Origin of the sequence: Croceicoccus sp. Ery5 (assembly GCF_020985325.1) — a bacterium.
Classification (GTDB): domain Bacteria; phylum Pseudomonadota; class Alphaproteobacteria; order Sphingomonadales; family Sphingomonadaceae; genus Croceicoccus.
The window spans coordinates 1,504,581-1,524,921 of sequence record NZ_CP087587.1; the positions used below are offsets into that span (position 1 = coordinate 1,504,581).

General features: G+C 63.8%; 23 protein-coding genes. 14 read left to right on the top strand and 9 right to left on the bottom strand.

Features of this window, described 5'->3' with window-relative positions; translation table 11 throughout:
• Nucleotides 1-10: 10 nt before the first annotated feature.
• Genes gap through LOZ74_RS06940 form a run of 4 tightly spaced genes read left to right on the top strand, consistent with a single transcriptional unit; the run spans nt 11 to nt 3,637 of the window.
• A complete protein-coding gene (gene gap, locus LOZ74_RS06925; protein ID WP_230293432.1) occupies nt 11-1,018 on the top strand; it encodes a type I glyceraldehyde-3-phosphate dehydrogenase in 1,008 nt (335 codons plus the stop codon).
• 22 nt (nt 1,019-1,040) lie between these two features.
• Complete coding sequence (locus tag LOZ74_RS06930) at nt 1,041-1,511, top strand: MOSC domain-containing protein (protein ID WP_230293433.1); 471 nt, start codon at nt 1,041-1,043, stop codon at nt 1,509-1,511.
• Nucleotides 1,508-2,707 (top strand): phosphoglycerate kinase, encoded by a 1,200-nt coding sequence (gene pgk / locus LOZ74_RS06935; RefSeq protein WP_230293434.1) that lies wholly within the window; start codon nt 1,508-1,510, stop codon nt 2,705-2,707. The genes LOZ74_RS06930 and pgk overlap by 4 nt, the downstream gene beginning before the upstream one ends.
• Before the next feature lie 57 nt (nt 2,708-2,764).
• Entirely contained in the window at nt 2,765-3,637 is an 873-nt protein-coding gene (locus LOZ74_RS06940; RefSeq protein ID WP_230293435.1) for a fructose bisphosphate aldolase, read from the top strand.
• 74 nt (nt 3,638-3,711) lie between these two features.
• Here LOZ74_RS06940 and LOZ74_RS06945 read toward each other — a convergent pair whose 3' ends face one another.
• Entirely contained in the window at nt 3,712-4,110 is a 399-nt protein-coding gene (locus tag LOZ74_RS06945; protein WP_230293436.1) for a hypothetical protein, read from the bottom strand.
• Nucleotides 4,111-4,151: 41 nt separating this feature from the next.
• Between LOZ74_RS06945 and thiE the strand changes: the two genes are divergently transcribed.
• The 5 genes from thiE to trxB all read left to right on the top strand — a co-directional run bounded on the left by thiE (nt 4,152) and on the right by trxB (nt 8,342).
• On the top strand, nt 4,152-4,793 hold the full coding sequence (thiE, locus tag LOZ74_RS06950) for a thiamine phosphate synthase (protein ID WP_230293437.1): 642 nt from the start codon (nt 4,152-4,154) through the stop codon (nt 4,791-4,793).
• A 78-nt stretch (nt 4,794-4,871) separates the two neighbouring features.
• Nucleotides 4,872-6,113 carry a L,D-transpeptidase family protein gene (locus tag LOZ74_RS06955; RefSeq protein WP_230293438.1) on the top strand — a complete coding sequence of 414 codons (1,242 nt, stop codon included), beginning with the start codon at nt 4,872-4,874 and terminating at the stop codon, nt 6,111-6,113.
• A 194-nt stretch (nt 6,114-6,307) separates the two neighbouring features.
• The gene (locus LOZ74_RS06960; protein ID WP_370638905.1) at nt 6,308-6,829 is read left to right on the top strand and encodes a M23 family metallopeptidase; all 522 of its coding nucleotides are present in this window, start codon (nt 6,308-6,310) and stop codon (nt 6,827-6,829) included.
• Between the two features lies 1 nt (nt 6,830).
• A complete protein-coding gene (locus LOZ74_RS06965; protein WP_230293440.1) occupies nt 6,831-7,283 on the top strand; it encodes a cupin domain-containing protein in 453 nt (150 codons plus the stop codon).
• Nucleotides 7,284-7,376: 93 nt separating this feature from the next.
• Nucleotides 7,377-8,342, top strand: a complete 966-nt coding sequence (trxB, locus tag LOZ74_RS06970; RefSeq protein ID WP_230293441.1) for a thioredoxin-disulfide reductase — start codon at nt 7,377-7,379, stop codon at nt 8,340-8,342.
• Nucleotides 8,343-8,348: 6 nt separating this feature from the next.
• Here trxB and LOZ74_RS06975 read toward each other — a convergent pair whose 3' ends face one another.
• Nucleotides 8,349-8,630: an acyl carrier protein gene (locus tag LOZ74_RS06975; protein WP_230281337.1), complete on the bottom strand. Its 282-nt coding sequence runs from the start codon at nt 8,628-8,630 to the stop codon at nt 8,349-8,351.
• A gap of 78 nt (nt 8,631-8,708) precedes the next feature.
• Here LOZ74_RS06975 and LOZ74_RS06980 point away from each other — a divergent pair, with 78 nt between their 5' ends.
• Nucleotides 8,709-10,247 carry an acyl-CoA ligase (AMP-forming), exosortase A system-associated gene (locus LOZ74_RS06980; protein WP_230293442.1) on the top strand — a complete coding sequence of 513 codons (1,539 nt, stop codon included), beginning with the start codon at nt 8,709-8,711 and terminating at the stop codon, nt 10,245-10,247.
• The gene (locus LOZ74_RS06985) at nt 10,244-11,467 is read left to right on the top strand and encodes a pyridoxal-dependent decarboxylase, exosortase A system-associated (RefSeq protein ID WP_230293443.1); all 1,224 of its coding nucleotides are present in this window, start codon (nt 10,244-10,246) and stop codon (nt 11,465-11,467) included. Before LOZ74_RS06980 ends, LOZ74_RS06985 begins: the two co-directional genes overlap by 4 nt.
• Here LOZ74_RS06985 and LOZ74_RS06990 read toward each other — a convergent pair.
• The 5 genes from LOZ74_RS06990 to LOZ74_RS07010 all read right to left on the bottom strand — a co-directional run bounded on the left by LOZ74_RS06990 (nt 11,464) and on the right by LOZ74_RS07010 (nt 16,168).
• On the bottom strand, nt 11,464-12,162 hold the full coding sequence (locus LOZ74_RS06990) for a pirin family protein (protein ID WP_230293835.1): 699 nt from the start codon (nt 12,160-12,162) through the stop codon (nt 11,464-11,466). The two genes, LOZ74_RS06985 and LOZ74_RS06990, sit on opposite strands and share 4 nt — an antisense overlap.
• 137 nt (nt 12,163-12,299) lie before the next feature.
• Nucleotides 12,300-13,415 (bottom strand): cell division protein ZapE, encoded by a 1,116-nt coding sequence (zapE, locus tag LOZ74_RS06995; RefSeq protein WP_230293444.1) that lies wholly within the window; start codon nt 13,413-13,415, stop codon nt 12,300-12,302.
• A 4-nt stretch (nt 13,416-13,419) separates the two neighbouring features.
• A complete protein-coding gene (locus LOZ74_RS07000; RefSeq protein ID WP_230293445.1) occupies nt 13,420-13,863 on the bottom strand; it encodes a PaaI family thioesterase in 444 nt (147 codons plus the stop codon).
• Nucleotides 13,864-13,868: 5 nt separating this feature from the next.
• The gene (locus LOZ74_RS07005) at nt 13,869-14,654 is read right to left on the bottom strand and encodes a succinate dehydrogenase iron-sulfur subunit (RefSeq protein ID WP_230293446.1); all 786 of its coding nucleotides are present in this window, start codon (nt 14,652-14,654) and stop codon (nt 13,869-13,871) included.
• 146 nt (nt 14,655-14,800) lie between these two features.
• A complete protein-coding gene (locus LOZ74_RS07010; RefSeq protein WP_230293447.1) occupies nt 14,801-16,168 on the bottom strand; it encodes a lipopolysaccharide biosynthesis protein in 1,368 nt (455 codons plus the stop codon).
• A 112-nt stretch (nt 16,169-16,280) separates the two neighbouring features.
• On the opposite strand from LOZ74_RS07010, the gene LOZ74_RS07015 reads away from it, so the two are divergent.
• A complete protein-coding gene (locus LOZ74_RS07015) occupies nt 16,281-17,030 on the top strand; it encodes a sugar phosphate nucleotidyltransferase (protein ID WP_230293836.1) in 750 nt (249 codons plus the stop codon).
• Nucleotides 17,031-17,098: 68 nt separating this feature from the next.
• Here LOZ74_RS07015 and LOZ74_RS07020 read toward each other — a convergent pair whose 3' ends face one another.
• Together LOZ74_RS07020 and LOZ74_RS07025 are read right to left on the bottom strand one after the other, a co-directional pair.
• Complete coding sequence (locus LOZ74_RS07020) at nt 17,099-17,527, bottom strand: HIT family protein (RefSeq protein ID WP_230293448.1); 429 nt, start codon at nt 17,525-17,527, stop codon at nt 17,099-17,101.
• 13 nt (nt 17,528-17,540) lie between these two features.
• The gene (locus LOZ74_RS07025) at nt 17,541-18,713 is read right to left on the bottom strand and encodes a CDP-alcohol phosphatidyltransferase family protein (RefSeq protein ID WP_230293449.1); all 1,173 of its coding nucleotides are present in this window, start codon (nt 18,711-18,713) and stop codon (nt 17,541-17,543) included.
• 79 nt (nt 18,714-18,792) lie between these two features.
• Between LOZ74_RS07025 and LOZ74_RS07030 the strand changes: the two genes are divergently transcribed.
• Both LOZ74_RS07030 and LOZ74_RS07035 read left to right on the top strand, forming a co-directional pair.
• The gene (locus LOZ74_RS07030; protein ID WP_230293450.1) at nt 18,793-19,575 is read left to right on the top strand and encodes a nucleotidyltransferase family protein; all 783 of its coding nucleotides are present in this window, start codon (nt 18,793-18,795) and stop codon (nt 19,573-19,575) included.
• Nucleotides 19,572-20,300: an SDR family NAD(P)-dependent oxidoreductase gene (locus LOZ74_RS07035; protein WP_230293451.1), complete on the top strand. Its 729-nt coding sequence runs from the start codon at nt 19,572-19,574 to the stop codon at nt 20,298-20,300. Before LOZ74_RS07030 ends, LOZ74_RS07035 begins: the two co-directional genes overlap by 4 nt.
• The last annotated feature ends 41 nt before the right edge of the window (nt 20,301-20,341 follow it).

Sequence of the window (20,341 nt, forward strand, 5' to 3'; positions counted from 1 at the left end):
GCATAATTCAATGGCGACCAAGGTTGCGATCAACGGATTCGGACGTATCGGGCGGCTTGTCGCGCGCGCTTTGCTTGAGCGTGACGACCATGATCTGGAGCTTGTTGCCATCAACGATCTGGCCAGCGTCAAGGCCAATGCGCTTCTGTTCCAGTACGATTCGACCCACGGCCGCTTCCCCGGCACGGTCGAGGCAGGCGATGACAGCATCACCGTCAACGGCAAGAAGATCGCCGTGACCGCAGAGCGCGACCCCGCGAACCTGCCGCATGCAGCGATGGGCGTGGATATCGTGCTGGAATGCACCGGTTTCTTCCAGTCGAAGGAAGCGTCCAGCCCGCACCTGACCGCAGGTGCGAAGCGCGTGCTGATTTCCGCCCCCGCGTCGGGTGTGGACCAGACCGTCGTGTTCGGCGTGAACCAGAACGTGCTGACCGCAGACGATATCGTCGTGTCCAATGCCAGCTGCACCACCAACTGCCTTGCTCCGGTTGCCAAGGTGCTGAACGATGCCTTTGGTATCGAGCGCGGCTTTATGACCACCATCCACAGCTATACCAACGATCAGCGCATGCTGGACCAGATGCACAGCGACATGCGCCGTGCGCGCGCCGGTGCGACCAATATGATCCCGACCACTACGGGCGCGGCCCGCGCGGTCGGCCTCGTGCTGCCCGAACTGAACGGCAAGCTCGACGGTTCGTCGGTCCGCGTGCCGACCCCGAACGTGTCGCTGGTCGATCTGGTCTTCGTCCCCAAGAAGGACGTGACCAAGGACGAGATCAACGCCGCGCTGAAGGCTGCCTCGGAAGGCCCGATGAAGGGCGTTCTGGCCTTTACCGACCAGCCGCTGGTGTCGTCGGATTTCAACCATTATCCCGCCAGCTCGACCATCGACAGCCTCGAAACCTCGGTCATGGAAGGCAAGCTGGCCCGCGTCGTCAGCTGGTACGACAATGAATGGGGCTTCTCCAACCGCATGATCGACACCGCCGGAGTGATGGCGAGCTTCCTTTAAGGAAAGCGGGGGAGCACGGGGCATGAGCAGCGGACGATTGGCAGGCATCGCCAGGCACGATCGTCCGCGTGGCCCTATTGAAACCGTCGACGAAGTCGCCGTGACGATCCGCGAGGGTATTCACGGCGATTATCGCGGCGCGATGAAGCCCGACGGACCGCGCAAGCGGCAGGTTTCACTGATCGCGGCGGAAGATTGGGCCGCCGCTTTATCCGATCTTGAACTGGATGAAGATGCCATCGAATGGTGGCAGCGCCGCGCCAATCTGCTGGTGGAGGGGGTCGCCCTGCCACGGCGTGAAGGCGCGCGCATCCATATCGGCGAAACACTGGTGATAGAGGCAGTGCAGGAATGCGATCCCTGCAGCCGCATGGAAGAAATCCGCCCCGGATTGAAAGCCGCGCTGACACCCGACTGGCGCGGCGGCGTGCTGGGCCGCGTGCTGGTGGACGGCACCATCCGCGTTGGCGATCAGATAAGGATTGAGGAATGAGCGCTTTCAAGACGCTGGACGATATCGGCGCTGTAAAAGGCAAGGTCGCGCTGGTGCGTGTCGATCTGAACCTGCCGATGAACGGCGGTCAGGTAACCGACAAGACCCGCATCAATGCCAGCGCCCCGACCATTCTGGAACTGGCCGATGCCGGTGCCAAGGTGCTGTTGCTGGCCCATTTCGGCCGCCCCAAGGGCGCGCGCAATTCGGTGATGAGCCTGTCGATGGTCGTCGACGCCGTTCAGGACGTGCTGGGCCGCGAAATCATGTTCGTCCCCGAAGTGGCGGGCGAGGTGGTCGACCAGTCGATCGGCATCATGCGCGACGGCGACATCGCGATCCTTGAAAACACGCGCTTTTGGCCGGGTGAAGAAAAGAACGATCCCGATTTCGCGGCGGCCATTGCGGCGAACGGCGATTTCTATGTGAACGATGCCTTTTCCGCCGCGCACCGCGCCCATGCCAGCACGGAAGGTCTGACGAAGCTGTTGCCGTCCTATGCAGGCCGCGCGATGCAAAAGGAGCTGGAGGCGCTCGACAAGGCGCTGGGCTCACCCGAAAAGCCGGTCGCGGCAGTCGTCGGCGGGGCCAAGGTTTCGTCGAAGCTGGCCGTACTGGAACATCTGGTGGGGCAGGTCGATCACCTGATCATCGGCGGGGGCATGGCCAACACCTTCCTTGCCGCGCGCGGCGTGGATGTGGGCAAGTCGCTGTGCGAACACGATCTGACCGCCACGGCGGACAAGATCATGGAGGCCGCCGATGCGTTGGGCTGTACCGTGCATCTGCCCTATGACGTGGTGGTGTCCAAGGAATTCGCGGCCAACCCGCCGTCGCTGCGCATCTGCAATGTGCACGAGGTGGCTGCGGACGAGATGATCCTCGACGTCGGGCCGCAGGCGGTGGAAGCGCTGGGCGATGTGCTCAAGACCTGCAAGACGCTGGTGTGGAACGGCCCGATGGGCGCGTTCGAGACCGCACCTTTCGACGAGGCGACGGTCAAGCTGGCCAAGATTGCGGCGGCACTGACGACCGAGGGGTCGCTGGTGTCGGTAGCGGGCGGCGGCGACACGGTCGCGGCGCTCAATCATGCCGGTGTGGCCGACCAGTTTTCCTATATTTCAACGGCTGGCGGCGCCTTCCTCGAATGGATGGAAGGTAAGGAATTGCCGGGCGTTGCGGCCCTTACGGTTTAAATCAGTTGGCCCGATCGGGGGCCGTTGTCGATCAATTGGAGAGCATTGACGATGGATATGAAGAAGCAGATCGCCGAGGGGCAGGGCTTTATTGCCGCGCTCGACCAGTCGGGCGGTTCCACTCCCAAGGCGCTGCGGGGCTATGGCGTCGAGGATCATGAATGGTCGGGCGACGATGAAATGTTCGGCAAGATCCACGAGATGCGCAGCCGCATCATCACCTCGCCCTGTTTTTCGAAGGGCAAGGTCATCGGCGCGATCCTGTTCGAAAAGACCATGGACGGCATGGTCGAGGGCAAGCCGACGCCGCAGGCACTGATCGATCGGGGCATCGTGCCCTTTATCAAGATCGACAAGGGGCTGGAGGACGAGGCGAATGGCGTTCAGCTGATGAAGCCCATGCCCGAGCTTGATGCGCTGCTGACCCGCGCCAAGGGTCTGGGCGTTTTCGGCACCAAGGAACGTTCGGTCATCAACGCGGCGAATGCAGAAGGCATTGCCGCCATCGTCAAGCAGCAGTTCGAAGTGGGCATGCAGGTCCTGTCGCACGGGCTGGTGCCGATGCTGGAGCCCGAGTACTCGATCAAGTCCGAGGGTCGCGCCGAGGGTGAGAAGATGCTGAAGGAAGAAATCCTGAAGCTGCTTCCCACCGTGCCCGAGGGCGAGCAGATCATGCTGAAACTCTCGATCCCGGTCGAGGCGAACCTTTATGCCGAGCTGATCGCGCATCCCAAGGTTCTGGCCGTCGTCGCCCTGTCGGGAGGCTATAGCACCGAGGAAGCTTGTGAACATCTTGCCAAGAACAAGGGCATGATCGCCAGCTTCAGCCGCGGCCTGCTGCAGGATCTGCGTGCCGGTCAGACTGCCGAGGAATTCGACGGCACCCTGTCGGCAGCCATCGACAAGATCCACGCGGCCAGCGTCGCCTGATCGGGACACGATACCGGTTCAAAGGGGCCGCCTTTCCATGGGGAAGGGCGGCCTTTCCCGTTTCGCGTGAACTTTCATTCCACCATGAAGATAAAGCGGTAATCGCCCGCGGCGATGTCGCCACCCGCCGTTCGTTCGGGCGCGACATGCGCGAGGATGATGCCGTAATCGCGCACGGCGGTGCTGTCTCCTGCGACCAAGTCGACGGTCTCGCGCCATCCGGCGCCATCGATGCGCGTCGTCACCACTGCACGGCCCGCCCAGACGCATTGCGTGCCCGTGGCGCACCGGCTGTCCTCTATCACTGCCATGGGGGTCAGCACGACATCGCCCGCCGCTACCGGCTGGCCCAAAGCAACCGCGCTCCCTTCGGCTGCGACCGGCCCGCCTTCGACGATCGGGGCATCGCCCGCATAGCCGGCACAGCCTGCCAGCGCGGCCATCGGCAAGATAAGCGCAATTCCATAACGCATAAGGCTTCACTCTCCGTTCCGGCCGCATTAGACGGTCGCGGATGAACGCGACGCAACTCTATCTTATTTCGCCGCTCGACGTCTCGGGCGATTTTCCGCAGCGGCTGGCCCGCGCCATCGATGCCGCGCCGGGCCTGGTCACGGCCTTCCAGTTCCGCGTGAAGAATGTGGACCAGCACGAGGCGGCCGCATTGGCCGCGCCCCTGCAGGCGATCTGCGCGGAGCGGGAGGTGGGCTTTATCGTCAACGATTCGGTGCCGCTTGCCAAAAGGCTGAAGGCCGATGGCGTGCATCTGGGCCAGAAGGACGGTTCGGTAAAGGAAGCGCGCGAGGAACTGGGGCGCGACGCGCAGATCGGCGTGACCTGCCACGACAGCCGCCATCTTGCGATGGAAGCGGGCGAGGCGGGCGCCGATTATGTCGCATTCGGCGCGTTCTTCCCCAGTACGACCAAGGATACCGAGCATCGCGCCGATCTGGAGACGCTGGAATGGTGGTATCGTATCTTCGAAATTCCCAGCGTGGCGATTGGCGGGATCACGCCCGATAACTGCGCCCCGCTGGTGACGGCGGGCGCGGATTTCCTGGCCGTATCGGGTGCGGTCTGGAACGGCGACGAGGAAGCCGCCGTGCGCGCCTTTGCCAGGGTCATTGCCGACGCGCCCCCGCCGCCGGAGGACTGATCGCGCGCTCGTTCAGGGCGCGGACCCTTCGCCGTTTCCAGCCGTTAAGGCGATGAAACGACATAAGAAGGGAAGATAATGCCCAAACGATCGCCCAATTATACGAAGGCCGCCACGATCGCGGCACCGTTTGCGCTCGCGCTGGCTCTCGCCGCTTGCGGTTCGGCGGATGAACCCGCGCAGGAGCAGGCTGCCGCGGCACCCGAAGCCGACAGCAATTACGCCGATGCCATGCGCAGCCGCGATAACGAGGCTGCGGCCCCCGACGCACTGGCCGATACCGAAGAACGGCCCGTCATGCAGGCACAAGTCATCCTCGACCGCATGGGCTTCTCTCCCGGCGTGATCGACGGAGAGATGGGGTTGAGCACCGAAAACGCGCTGCGGGCGTTCCAGCAGGCTAACGGGCTGCCGGAAAGCGGCAGTCTGGACGATGCGACGCGCGCGGCCCTGCTGGGCACCACCGCGGTCGACAGCGGCCAGCGGGCCGAGATGCCCACATCGACGCCTTCGGGTGCCAAAGCCGTGCCCGCCACGCGGATCGTGACCATCCCGGCCGAATTCGCCGTAGGCCGGTTCGAAAAGCTGCCCGACGATCCGGCAGAGCAGGCGGAATTGAGCCGGATGGGATATGAATCGCTGGACGAAAAGCTGGCCGAACGCTTCCACACCACCGTCGATGTCCTGAAAATGCTGAATTCCCCCGGCGATGCGGCGCGGGCGGGCAGTGCCGCGACCGAATCAGCCTCAGGCGATAACACTTCATCCGGACCGATCAGCCATTTTACTGCAGGTCAGAAAATCCGCGTGCCCAATATCGGTGCGGATTTTATCGACGCCAGCGCCGATCTGGACGCCACATGGCGCGATACATTGCGCGATCTGGGTGTCGGCAGCGACCAGCCAAAGGCAGCGCGCATCGTTGTCGACAAGTCCGACGATACGCTGATCGCCTATGACGGGAGCGGCAAGATCATCGGTGCGTTCACCGTCAGCAGCGGATCGGAGCATGATCCGCTGCCGATCGGCGACTGGAAGATACTTGGCACGGCCTATAATCCGCCCTTCGCCTATGATCCCGCGCTATTCTGGGATGTGCCCGACAGCGAGGAGAAGCAGCAATTGCCCCCCGGACCCAATGGTCCCGTCGGCGTGGTCTGGATCGACCTGTCGAAAGAGCATTATGGTATCCACGGAACGCCCGAGCCGCAGACGATAGGCAGGGCGCAAAGCCATGGCTGTGTGCGGCTGACCAATTGGGATGCGGCGCGGCTGGCGCAAATGGTGTCGCAATCGACGGAGGTGCATTTCCAGCCATGACCGAACCGGTGACCGCCCCGCCAGAAGCCGCGCCAGCGCCCCCATCCGCACCGACCGCCAAACCGCAAGGCAGATTCGGGCGCGATGTGCGGATCGTGTTGACGACGATGGGTTTTACCTCGCTGGCGTGGCTGGTCATCGGCGGGTTTTTCGTCGGCTGGTTGTGGGACCGCCCCGATGCGGCGGCACCCGTCATGGCTGCGGCAGAGGCGCAACCGGACGGGGACCCGCAAATGTCTGACGGCGGGGGGGAGCCGGTTCCGCAACCGCTTGCCCCGGGTGCCAATCTGATCGTGCCGGTCGCGGGCGTAACTGCCGACCGGCTGACCGATACATTTACCGATTCGCGCGCAGCAGGCGCCCGCCATCACGATGCGATCGACATCATGGCGCCAGCGGGCACGCCGGTCATGGCGGCGGCATCGGGATCGGTGGAAAAACTCTTTACCTCTGACGAGGGCGGGAAGACGGTCTATATCCGGTCGGGCGACGGGAACTGGATCTATTACTACGCCCATTTGCAATCCTATGCACCCGGTCTGGCCGAGGGGCAGGCGGTAAGGGCGGGGCAGCGCATTGCCAGCGTGGGGTCCACCGGTAACGCCGATCCCGCAGCGCCGCATCTGCATTTTGCTGTCATGGCCATGGCCCCCGGCGAGCAATGGCACGAGGGTGCAGCCGTCAATCCCTATCCGCTGCTGACGGGGCAACGTTGAAATGGCGGACGCGGCCAATCTGATCGCCAGCCTGCAATTACAGCGCCATCCCGAAGGCGGCTGGTATCGCGAAACATGGCGGCAGCCCTCTGCCGGGCTGGAGCGCGGCCATGCCAGCGCGATCCTGTTCCTGCTGGAGCAGGGGCAGAAATCGCACTGGCACCGGATCGATGCATCGGAAATGTGGATATTCAACGCAGGCGCGCCGCTGACCCTGTCCATCGCGCGCGGCGATGAGGGGGAGGAGCGGCTCCCCGATGTGATTCTGGGCAGCGATGTGGCGGCGGGGCAGCAGGTGCAGCATCTCTATCGCCCGCGTGAATGGCAGGCCGCCCATGCGGCGCACGGCTGGGTGCTGGTCAGCTGTATCGTTGCGCCGGGGTTCGAATTTGCCGGCTTCGACCTTGCCGCGCCCGGATGGCGGCCTAAGGGCAGCTATCTGGGGACGCAATAAATCCTATCCCCGTCTGGCCATTGCATTGCCGGGCCGTTTGCCTAGATCGTGGCCCGATACAGCCTTGGCGCATCATTTGACGGGAACCCGACCATGACCACCCATAAAACTCGCATGCTCATCATCGGCTCTGGCCCGGCGGGCCTGTCTGCCGCGATCTATGGCGCGCGCGCTGGGATGGAACCGATCGTGGTGCAGGGGCTGCAACCCGGCGGCCAGCTGACCATCACCACCGATGTGGAGAATTATCCCGGTTTCCGCGATGTGATTCAGGGCCCTTGGCTGATGCAGGAAATGCAGGCGCAGGCCGAACATGTCGGCACGCGCATGATGTGGGACACGATCCTGTCGGTCGATATCGCGGGCGGTTCGCCGTTCAGGGCAGTGGGTGACAGCGGCGACGAATATATCGGCGACGTTCTGGTGATCGCCACCGGCGCGCAGGCGAAATGGCTGGGCGTAGAGGGTGAGCAGAAATATTCGGGCAAGGGCGTTTCGGCCTGCGCCACCTGCGACGGGTTCTTCTATCGCGGCAAGAAGGTCGTGGTCATCGGCGGCGGCAATACCGCCGTCGAAGAGGCGCTTTACCTTACCAACCATTCCGATGACGTCACCCTGATCCATCGCCGCGACGAGCTGCGTTCGGAAAAGATCCTCGAAGATCGACTGCTCGCCAATCCCAAGATCAGCGTGCTGTGGAACAAGACGGTCGAGGAATTCCTGGGTGACGAGGGCGGGCTGAATGCCCTGCGCCTGAAAGACACGGTGACGGGCGAGGAATCGCGTTTCGAAACGCAGGGCGCCTTTGTCGCCATCGGCCATGCGCCCGCGACCGAATTGTTCAAGGGCCAGCTGGACATGGACGAAAGCGGCTATCTGGTGGTCGAAGCGGGCACGCCCAAGACCGCCGTGCCCGGCGTGTTCGCTTGCGGCGACGTCATGGACCACACCTATCGTCAGGCGGTGACCGCGGCGGGCACCGGATGCATGGCGGCGCTGGATGCCGAACGCTTCCTCGGCACGCTGGATTTCGCCAAGGCCGAGACGGCGGACGCCTGACCGGCGTTATTCCGGACGGCGCGCCATGACAAAGCGCAATAGCGCGCCATAGGTTTCCAGCATTTCGCCGTCGACGTCATCATCGTCGATGATAAAGCCGAAGCGATCCTCGATCTCGGTCAGCAGGCCCATCACGGCTTGCGAATCGAGTTCGGGGATGGCGCCGAACAGCTCGGTGTCATCGTCAAAGGCGGAAACGCGCTCTTCTTCCAGAGCGAGAACATCGACCAGAATGGTGCGCAGCTTGGCGTCGCTCGATTCGGTCGCGGGCGGGATGGCATCGGTCATGACGGGGCGGGGGCTTAGCTTTTGATAAAACGCGAAGCAAGCGTGGCGACATCGACGACGGATGCTATCGTGCCTTCGATGACCCGTCCCGCCTTTCCCGAACCGCTCGATCACCTGCCGTTGCGCGGTGCTGGCGATGCGCCCGCACTGGTCCTGAAAGACCGTGTGCTGGACTATGCCGCGCTGGAACTATGGACCGGCAGGCTGGCCGCATGGCTGGCCGCACGCGCCGCGTCGCAGGGCTGGCAGAGCGGCGCGCGGGTGGCAAGCTGGGCGGGCAAGGGCCTGCTGGCCTGCCTGATGCCTCTTGCCGCTCCCAGGGCGGGGCTGGTGCATGTGCCGGTGAATCCGGTGCTGAAACGCGCGCAGGTGCGTCACATCATTGCCGACAGCGGCGCGCGCCTGCTGATCGCGAATAGCGGGCGTCTGGGCGCGCTGCATGGCGACGATCTGGCGGCGGACTGTGCGGCACTGGACGAAAAAGCGGTGATGGAGGAAGCGGAGGCGTGCACGCCGCTGTCGCCCTCGGCAGCCGATCCCGATGCGCTGGCGGCGATCCTTTATACCAGCGGTTCGACCGGCAAGCCCAAGGGCGTGATGCTGAGCCATGCGAATATGTGGCTGGGCGCGGAAAGCGTGGCCGAATATCTGGCCGTCACCCCGGAAGACCGCGTTCTGGCGGTCCTGCCGCTCGCCTTCGATTACGGGCAGAACCAGCTGCTATCGACATGGTATGCGGGCGGCGCGGTCGTGCCGATCGACTATCTGCTGCCGCGCGAAGTGGTCAAAGCGGTCGAGGCGCAGCGGATCACGACCTTGGCGGCCGTGCCGCCGCTGTGGGTGCAATTGCTGGAGCAGGAGTGGCCCGCCGCGGCAATCGCGCCCTTGAAACGGCTTACCAACACGGGCGGCGCGCTGGGTGAAGTGCTGGTCCGCCGCCTGCGCGCGCAATTCCCCGATGCCCGCCTGTTCGCGATGTATGGCCTGACCGAGGCGTTCCGGTCGGCCTATCTGAACCCCGATCTGATCGACAGTCACCCCACATCGTTCGGCAAGGCGGTGCCGCATGTCGAAATAATGGTGGTCAGCGACGAAGGCCTGCCTGCCAAGGCGGGCGAGGAAGGCGAGCTGGTCCATGCCGGCCCGTTCGTGGCACAAGGGTATTGGCAAGACCCCGAACGCACGCGTGAACGCTTTCGCCCGGCGCCCGCATGGTCCGACTATGGCGGAACCGCCGTCTGGTCGGGCGACCGCGTGGTGCGTGACGAGCAGGGTCTGCTCTATTTCGTGGGGCGGCGCGATGCGATGATCAAGGTGCTGGGCCAGCGCATCAGCCCGCAGGAAGTGGAGGATGCGGCCATGGCGACGGGTCTGGTCGCGGAATGTGTCGCGCTGGGCCTGCCTGATGCGAAAATGGGGCAAGTGCTCCATCTGGTCGCGCGCGGTGGGGCGGGCGGTGAAAAAGCGCCGACCGATGCGCTGATCGCAGCCATGCGGCGCGAATTGCCGGCCTATATGCTGCCGCAGCAGGTGCATTGGCGTGACGAATTGCCCCGCGGCGCGACCGGCAAGCTGGACCGCGCAGGATTGAAGCGCGAACTGGAGGGATCGCAATGAAGCCGATGGGGCCAGTGCCGGCGGGTTTTGCCAGCATCGATGGCGATCTGGCGATTGGCGGCCAAAGGGCCGGCGATCTGGCGGCAAAAGGCACGCCGCTGTTCGTCTATGATCGCGCCTTGCTGGACGCTCGCGTCGCTGATCTGCGCGCCGCCATGCCCGAACGGCTGGCCGTGCATTACGCGATGAAGGCCAATCCCTTTCCCCCGCTGCTGGCGCATTTGGCGGGGCTTGTCGACGGCTTCGACATTGCCTCGGGCGGAGAGATGCGGCTGGCGCTGGCCGCAGGCATGGCGGCGGGCCGGATCAGCTTTGCGGGGCCGGGAAAGGACGACGGCGAACTGGAAGCCGCGATTGCAGCAGGCGTTACGCTGAATACCGAATCCGCTGCCGAAATCCGCCGCGCCTTGGCCATTGGCGAGCGGCTGGGCATCGCGCCGCGTCTGGCGATCCGTATAAACCCCGTTTTCGACATCAAGGGTTCGGGCATGAAAATGGGCGGCGGAGCCAAGCCGTTCGGCGTGGATGCCGATCTTGTGCCGCCTCTGGCGCGCGAAATTGCGCACAGCGGCGCGCAGTGGCGCGGATTTCACATCTATGCGGGCAGTCAGGCGCTGGATGCCGACGCCGTGATCGCAACGCAGGCAGCGACCCTGGCGCTGGCGGGCGATCTGGCGGAACAGGCGGGCGTCGATGTGCCGCATTGCAATCTGGGGGGCGGTTTCGGCATCCCCTATTTCCCCGGCGACGCGCCGCTGGATATCGCGCAAGTCGGCGCGGCGCTGGACGATGCGTTTCGCGCGCTGCCCGACCGTCTGGCGGAGACGCAGTTCGCCATCGAACTCGGCCGTTATCTGGTGGGCGAGGCGGGGGTTTACCTGACCCGCGTGATAGATGTGAAACGCAGCCATGGCGAGATTTTTGCCGTCACCGATGGCGGGCTGCATCACCAGCTGGCGGCTTCGGGCAATTTCGGCACGGTGGTGCGGCGCAACTATCCGGTGGCGGTGGCCAATCGGTTCGACGAGGGCGCGATGGAAAGCGAGCAGACGATCGTCGGGCGGCTGTGCACGCCGCTTGACCTGTTGGCGAACAAGGTCGCCCTGCCGGAAATCCGTGCGGGCGACCTTGTCGCTATATTCTGCGCGGGGGCCTATGGCGCCAGTGCCAGCCCGTCGGCCTTTCTGGGCCACGGTCCCGCGCGCGAATTACTGGTCTAGCGTGTATCGACCAGCAGCAGTTCCACATCGTCCTTCGCTGTGATGGCCAGCAGGTCCTCTCCCGTCACCGCAATGCCGTCGCGTTCCTGCGCTTCGTGCCCGTTGGCCACCACCGCGCCGCCCACCGGCACGGTATAGTAATGGCGCGAAGCCTCTAGCGGCAGTTCCAGCGTGTCGCCTGCCTTCAAAGTCGCGGCCAGCACCCGCGCATCGGCGCGCAGGGGCAATGCATCGTCCTTTTCCGGCTCGCCGCTGGCGACGGTGACCCACGAACCGGCACGGTCGCCGCGCGGGAATTCGCGCTGGCCCCAGCCGGGCGCTTCGCCGGTCTTGTCGGGCATGATCCAGATCTGGAAAAGCGTGGTGTCCTCGCTCTCCAGATTATACTCGGCATGGGTAATGCCGGTGCCCGCGCTCATCACCTGAACGTCGCCTGCCGCGGTGCGTCCCTGATTGCCAAGGCTGTCGCGGTGGCTGATCGCGCCGCTGCGGACGAAAGTCACGATTTCCATGTCGCGGTGCGGATGAGGCGGAAAGCCGCTTTGCGCCTTGATCCAGTCGTCGTTCCACACGCGCAGCCGGCCCCAGCCCATGCGGTCGGGATCGTGATAGCCGGAAAAGCTGAAATGAAAACTCGTGTCGAGCCAGCCGTGATTGGACTTGCCAAGCCGGTCGAAAGGGCGAATTTCGATCATGGTCATTCTCACATCGGCGGGGTTGCCCGCAGGCTGCGGGGCCGCCGGTATGGTGGTGAGATGGCAGGTTCGCGAGCAGCTTCAAGAAGGCACAGATTTGTGCCTGCCCTGACGTTGGCGCTGAGTGGTGCGTGCCTCTATTGCTCGCCGTGGCCGCGCGCGAGGTAATCCGCGGATTGCATTTCCATCAGCCGGCTGACCGTGCGGCCGAATTCGAATGCCCCGTCGCCGGAAGGGTAAAGCTGCGCCGGTTCGGCATCGGCAGTGGCGATCAGCTTGACCCCGTTTTCATAAAGCGCGTCGATCAGCGTGACGAAGCGCGCCGCCTCGTTGCGCATGTCGGGCCCCATGACGGGGATGCCGACGACAATGACCGAATGGTAATGCCGCGCGATGGCCAGAAAATCGCTCGACCCGCGGGGCTGGGCGCACAGGCGTTTGAACGAGAATACGGCCACACCCTTCAGGCTTTTGGGAACCCATATGGTGCGCTGTTCGCCCACTTTCAGATCGCATCCGGTTACATGCTCTGCATCTTCTGGCGGGTAATCGGTCAGACGAAAAAACGCCTCGCGCGTTTTGGCGGTGGCTTCGGGGCCGGTGGGCGAATACCATACATCCATGCCGCCCAGCCGTTCCAGCCGGTAATCGGTGGGCCCATTAAGCGTCAGCGTATCCAGCTCTCCCTCGATCAGATCGATGAAGGGCATGAACAGTCCGCGATTGATCCCGTCCTTGTACAGATCGCGGGGCGGGCGATTCGACGTGGTGACGACGGTCACGCCTTCGTCGCGGATCAGGGCGGTGAAAAGCCGGCTCATGATCATGGCATCGGCCGTGTTCTTGACCACCATCTCGTCGAAGCACAGGCAGCGGATACCCTCTGCCATCTGGCGCGCGACGGGGGCGACGGGATCGCCTGCCTCCTTCTTGCGCTCTTCGCGCAGGCGCTGGTCGACTTCCAGCATGAATTCGTGGAAATGCACGCGCCGCTTGGCGCCGATCGCCAGCGTGTCGTGGAACAGATCCATCATCATGGATTTGCCGCGCCCGACATCGCCCCACATGTAAATGCCGCGCGGGCGAGGGGGTTTGACGCCCTTTAGCCGCGCGAAAAAGCCCTGTCGGGCCGGTTCGGCCTCCAGCTCGTCCTGCAAAACGGCAAGGCGATGGATCGCGGCGCGCTGCTCCCCGTCAGGGCGGAGTTCGCCGTGGGCCAGCAATTCTTCGTATCGGGCAATCAGGCCGGTCAAATCGTCACCCGATCTTGCGCTGCAGCGCGTTGAAGGTGGCGATCACCTTTTCATCCTGTACCAGCGTTCCGCGGGTAAAACACATGCGCCCCGTTTCCTGCGTCAAGGTAATCACCGCGTCGATCGGCGCCGAAAAGCCGCCCGGCGAGATAAACTGGGTATGCAGATCGACCGTGACAACGTTCAGCTGCGACTTGCCGGTAATCAGTATGGTGGCGGGATAGATCGCCATGTCGATCAGAGCCAGTATGGCCCCGCCATGTACAACGCCATTGGTGTTCGCATGCGTCTGATCGGGAAAGATGCGTATGCGCGCGGTGGCGGGATCGTCCAGCCGCGACAGCATTCGGCCAAAGACGTGGCGATTGAATTCGCCACGCTCTCCGATGATCCAGTCGGTCCAGCCCGGGTATTCGTCGGCCGGAGAGAACGATACGCCCTCTGCCACTCCGCTCAGACCAGCCGTTCGGCTTCCATCTTCTTGATTTCGGCAATGGCCTTGGCGGGCGACAGGCCCTTGGGGCAGACATTGGCGCAATTCATGATCGTGTGGCAGCGATAGAGGCGGAAGGGGTCTTCCAGCTCGTCCAGACGCTCGCCCGTCATCTCGTCGCGGCTGTCGGCCAGCCAGCGATAGGCCTGAAGCAGGATGGCGGGGCCGAGGAACTTGTCCGAATTCCACCAATAGCTGGGGCACGCGGTCGAACAGCATGCGCACAGGATGCATTCGTAGAGGCCGTCCAGCTTGTTGCGGTCTTCGGGCGACTGCAGGCGTTCCTTGCCCGACGGAGCAGGGGTTACGGTCTGCAGCCACGGACGGATCGAGGCATATTGCGCATAGAAATGGGTGAAATCGGGGACGAGGTCCTTGATCACATCCATATGCGGCAGCGGAGTGATGCGGATCTCGCCCGAACCGCAATCCTCGATCGCGGTGGTGCAGGCAAGGCCGTTGCGCCCGTTGATATTCATGGCGCAGGACCCGCAAATCCCTTCGCGGCAGGACCGGCGGAAGGTCAGCGTCGGGTCCATCTCGTTCTTCATCTTGATGATCGCGTCCAGCACCATGGGGCCGCATTCATCCAGATCGATCTCGAAAATGTCGTAGCGCGGGTTCTCCCCGCTATCCGGATCATAGCGATAGACCTTGAACTTCTTCACCTTCCCGCCAGTAGCCGTACCATGCGTCTGGCTCTTGCCGGTGATCTTGCTGTTCTTGGGAAGGGTAAAGGTCGCCATAATCGTCGCTTTTCCGTTCTGCGGGGCCGCCCTCTCTTACGCCGGATATGCGCAAAGGCCCCTGTCTGCGCTGCGGGTTAGCCAAGCTTGCCGCGCTGCACAAGCGGTGGATTGCAGTTCTTTTGTGCCAGCACCCGCCCTGCGGTTCAAGCATTGCCCCCGCGCTGCACCATTTCGCTCTCGCGCCGGTCCGCGCGGACAAGGCTGCGCAGCACCAGCCACGCCATGCCGCCCATGGCCAGATAATGCACCGCACCGCCCAGCGCGACTCCCCATGCCACGCCTTCGGCCCCGCCCGAGGTGGCAAAGGCGAACACACCCGCAGCGGTCGCCGCGACGGCCAGTGCCCGTGCGGTAAGCGAGAGTTTCGCCCTGCCGGTCGAATCGAGCATGGGTTCAAAGGCGACGCTTGCCAGTTCGAAACTGGCGCCCACGACCAGCGCGATCAGGATCGGCTTGCCCGCCGCGAATTGTTCGCCGCCCAGAATCTCCAGCAGCAGGCCGCCCGCGACCAGCACGATCAGCACCACGATGGCGCTGCCCGCACCGGCGAGCACGCTGGTCTGGCGGATCAGCTTGCGGAATTCATCCAGCTTTGACGCGACCCGCGCCCGCGCGATTTCGGCATAGGCTGCGCGCGCCAGCAGGGTCGACAGCTTGGCCAGCCCCTGCGCCAGTTGCTGCGCCAGCCGGTAGAGTCCGGCCGCGCGCGTGCCGACCAGATAGCCGACCGCCAGCAATGGCCCGTTGCGATAGGCCGCTTCCAGAGTTGCGGAGCAAAAGGTGATGAAGAAAAAGCGGATCACGCCCGGATTATCGCGCAGCGCGCCAGTGAAATCCTTGAGGTGCGACAGGCGGATCGCCTGAGGGCACAGCCTGCGCGCCATGATCCAGTAAAGCAGTGCCTCCAGAATATCGATGGCGGCCCATGCGATCAGGAAACGGGTCAGGCTGGGGCCCGTCAGCCAGATCGCCAATGCAGCCAGCAGCCGGCCCAGTGGAACGATAGCCTCGACATAAACGGCGACATCGAACCGGTCGAGCGCGCGGACGATACCGGTGGGGGCCGATACCAGCGCCCAGAGCGAGGCGACATTGAACCAGAATGCCAGATCGATCAGTTCGGGGTTCAGCCCCAGCGCGCCGGCGAACTGGAAGAACGCCAGATAGGCGATGCCGCAGCCGACCAGCGCGCCGCAAACATCCAGCACGCCTGCCAGCATTCCAAGCCGTCCGAAGGCTTCCCAGTTCTTGTGATGCACATGTTCGGCGCCAAAACGCACCACGACGCGCCATGTCTGGAACCCCGCGACCGCGATCAGCGCCTGCGATGTGCCAAATATCAGCGAGAAATGGCCGAAATCCTTCAGCCCCAGCGTCCGCGTCAGGATCGCCAGATAGATCAGCGAACAGATCGCACCGAATCCCTTGCCGCCGATCAGCCAGCCCAGATTGGCCAGCATGCGCCCGAGCAGCGAACGATCCTCGACAGCGGCAGGGCGTTTACGCTTCATATCGAGGTGCTTGGCCGATCACGGCCCGCTAGGCAAGCGGGTGCGGGCGAGAACTCACGGCCTTTCGCAAGCCGGATTGCGGATGGCCGGTGATAGCACTACATGGCTGGCCATGATCGAACATGCCATATTGCTTAGCGCCGGACAGGGTTCGCGCCTGCTGCCGCTGACCGCCGAACGCCCCAAATGCCTTATCGATTTTTCGGGGCGCACCCTGATCGAATGGCAGATCGAGATTCTGGCCCGCGGCGGCGTCAAGAAAATCGATGTCGTCACCGGCTTCAAGACGGACGAGGTGGAATATGCGCTGTCGCAGATCAACGATCTGCGGGTCGAGATCAAATGCCACTTCAACCCGTTTTTCAAGGTGGCCGACAATCTGGGGTCGTGCTGGATCGTCCGCCATCTGATGAAGGACGACTTCATGATCCTGAACGGCGACACGCTGGTATCCGAAGAGATCGTGAAAAAGGTGCAGCAGGGCGCGCAAGGGCCCGACGGGGATTGGCCGATTGCCGTCACCGTCGATGAAAAGCCTGCTTATGACAGCGACGACATGAAGGTGCTGCGCGAGCCGAACGGCAGGCTGGTCCACATCGGCAAGACGCTGACGGCGGAAGAGACCAATTGCGAATCGATCGGCTTCCTTGCCTTTCGCGGCGATGGCGTCGAATTGTTCCGCGAAGCCGTGCGCCAGAAAATGCGCGAGCGGGACGGGGTGGAACACTGGTATCTGAAGGTGATCGACATGATCGCCGGAACCGGTCAGGTCGGCACTTGCACCATTACGGGTTCGGAATGGGCCGAAGTCGATTTCCTGACCGATATCGAAAACGCGACCGAACTGACCCGCCGCTGGTAAACTCGGCGGGTCGATTCAGCGGGGGGCGAACAGCCCGCCTGATACGGCCCGCCTGACTTGGCCCGGCTTTAGGCGAAATGCGGTTTCAGCGCAGAGACGATGGCCGCAATCTGCGCATCGTCCAGTGCCACCGCGCTGCCCAGATCGGGCAGCTTTGGCCAGCCGGCGTCCGTGAATTCCAGACCGCCGAACGTGCGCGTACCCTCGTACCGGGGGATGACGTGCGAATGGACATGCGGGTCGACCATCATCAGCATCAGATAGTTGATCTTGGCATAGCCGGTGAATGCGGCCAGCGCCCGTTCGATCGCGCCGCTGGCCTGGTGCATGTCGGCATGGGCCTCCGCAGGCAGGTCCGACAGGGCGGTGGCATCGGATTTCGCGGCAAGGATCAGGCTGCCCAAAGTCGGCTGGGCAGGGCGGAGCAGCACTGCCCAATGGTCGAATTCCGCCACCAGAGTCGCGGGATAGCCGAACTTGCGCATTGTCTCGTTCACAGCGATGTCCTCCTCAGCCCTCGGACAGCCAGCTGGTCAGCCCGCCGTCGCGCGTGCGCGCGACTTCCGCCTGCAACAGGCGCACGGCGTGGATCGCGCAGGAAATCACCGTCCACCACGCCACGGCGACAATGCCGAAATCGGGACGGCCAAAGATCATCGCCACCAGCAGGATCACCATATTGGGATTGCGCCGCGCCGTGATCAGGCGGAACCGCGAATCGAAACGACGCCAGACATGGATATGCATCTGCCCGTTGCGGCGCATGAATATCCCCTCGATCACGCGCTGCAGCACATAGCCGCCGATGATCGCGATCATCACGGAGTTGAAAGCCTGCGGCGACAGTTCGAGGCCCCAATGCACCAGTCCCGTGGCCCAGAACCACCACCAGAAAGGCGGGTGGACCAGATCGATGCCGTGGTCGAAAATATTGCCCCACCAGCTTGAGGTTATGGTGCAGCGCGCCAGCTTGCCGTCCACGGTGTCGAGCACCATGAAGCCCAGCCCGACCGCCATGCCGGCCCAGTATTGGCCCCACGAAAACAGGAATGTTGCATAGACGCACAGGATTGCGCCCACCGCGGTCACCATATTGGGCGTTATGCCGAATTTGGCGCAGATGCGCGTGATCACCAGCGCCCATTCGGGCCAGAGATATTTGGTAAGGATATCGGTTACGCCCTTATAGGCACCGAAATAGCTGGCCCGTTCGATCTTGCGCACCGTGTCGGGGAACAGCGCCATGACGAAGGGAGTCTCGCGCTTGCGCAATTGCTTGTTTTCGATCGTGGGGCCGTTTTCATAGGCAAGCACGGTCAGATTGCCGGGCACAAGCGGCTTGTCCTCGCGGATCGACTTGCGGATCGCCTCGGCTTCTTCGTCATTGCGTGCATGGGCAATGGCCGGAACGTGGCCCATGGTCAGCACCAGTCCCGGATTGGCGGCAATATGGCGCAGCCATGCAGGGTCCCATGCAAAGGCATCGTGCACGATCACCCGCGTCCCGCTTGATGCGACCGGACTGGGCGCACCAGAGGTCTGCATGTCGGGAGCAAGCCCGATGGCGACAGCAATGCGCCGCGTGCGTTCGCGATTGGTCAGGCCCCAGATCGGGGTCGGGTTCTCTCCGACGCTTTCAATCGCGATTGGCGCGGCGGCGACGGCGGGCGTGTTCTCTGTCATCCTCCGTTCCCCTAATTCCGGCAGCGCCGCTGCGCAACGGAGATTGCAGCGGCGCGGCGCCAGCGTCTAAGGCGGGGGCATGGAAGAAAGCACCCAAGCGCCTGCGGCCAGCGCCCTGATCCTTGCCGGTTCGCGGCCCGAACCCGATCCGCTGGCCCTGTCGGAAGGCGTAAGCCACAAGGCGCTGATCCGTATCGACGGTCAAACCATGCTGGAACGGGTGCACGCTGCTTTGGTGCAGGCGGGGTATGACCGGATATATGTCTCCGCGTCAGATGACGGCGTGGTGGCACTGGCCAAAGGGCTGGGCATGATCGTCGTGCCGCCCGCCACAGGCCCCAGCGGCAGCGTCGCGCGCGTCTTCGAATTGTCGGGCGCGCCCTTGCTGGTCACGACATCCGATCATGCGCTGCTGCGGCCCGAATGGGTGCGCGATTTCACCCATGATGCGCCTGCGCATTGCGATGTGGCCATCCTGCTGGCCGAACGGGGCGAGGTGGAAAAGGCGGTCCCCGATACAAGGCGGACATGGCTGCGATTTGCCGATGGCGACTGGTCTGGCTGCAATCTGTTCCTGCTGAACGGCGCGGGGGCGGCCAGGGCGCTGCAGGTGTGGAGCGCGGTGGAAGCTGACCGCAAGCGGCCATGGCGTATCGTCGGCCGGTTGGGGCTGGGCACCTTGGTCAGCTATGCCTTGGGCAGGCTGACCCTGGCCGATGGGGTCCGCCGCCTTGGCAAGCGCAATGGTATCGCGGCCGAGGTCGTCGCCGCGCGCGATGGCGAGGCTGCGGTCGATGTCGACAAGGCGGACGATCTGGTGCTGGCGCGGCAATTGCTGGCGCGCAGGGATGCAGGTGTATGACCGGCAAGCGCTGCCTTGTCGTCGGCGCCTCGGGCGGGATCGGCGCGGCGCTGGTGCGCATTCTGGCGGCGCGCGGCGATGTGGCGACCGTTTACGCCGCCGCGCGCGATGTCGGCAGGATTGCGGCGGGGCCGAAATGCGTGGCCGTGACGATCGACCTTGGCGACGAGGATAGCATCGCCCTTGCCGCTGCGTCCATAGGCGCAGAAGGGCCGCTCGATCTGGTCATCGTCGCCACCGGGCTATTGCACCGAGAGCCGGATATTGCTCCGGAAAAGAGCTGGCGCGCCATCGACGCGGCGGCCATGGCGGAGGTGTTCCGGATCAACACCATCGGTTCCGCGCTGATCGGCAAGCATTTCATCGAATTGCTAAGGGCAGAAGGGCGGCCCGTATTCGCGGCGATCTCGGCCCGCGTGGGGTCGATTTCCGACAACCGGCTGGGCGGCTGGCATTCCTATCGCGCGTCAAAGGCGGCGTTGAACCAGATCATGCGCAATTTCGCGATAGAGCTGGGGCGGCGCAACAAGGGCGCGCTGGCGGTGTCATTGCATCCCGGCACGGTCGAAACCGTGCTCTCCGCGCCGTTCAGCGGCAATGTGCCCGATGGAAAGCTGTTCAGCGCCGATCATTCGGCACAATACCTGATCGATGTGATCGAGAGCCTTGACGCAAAGGACAGCGGCGGCTTTTTCGCATGGGACGGTCAGCCGGTTCCGTATTAGCCATCCGCTACGAAAAAGGCCGCCCCGTAAAGGGCGGCCTT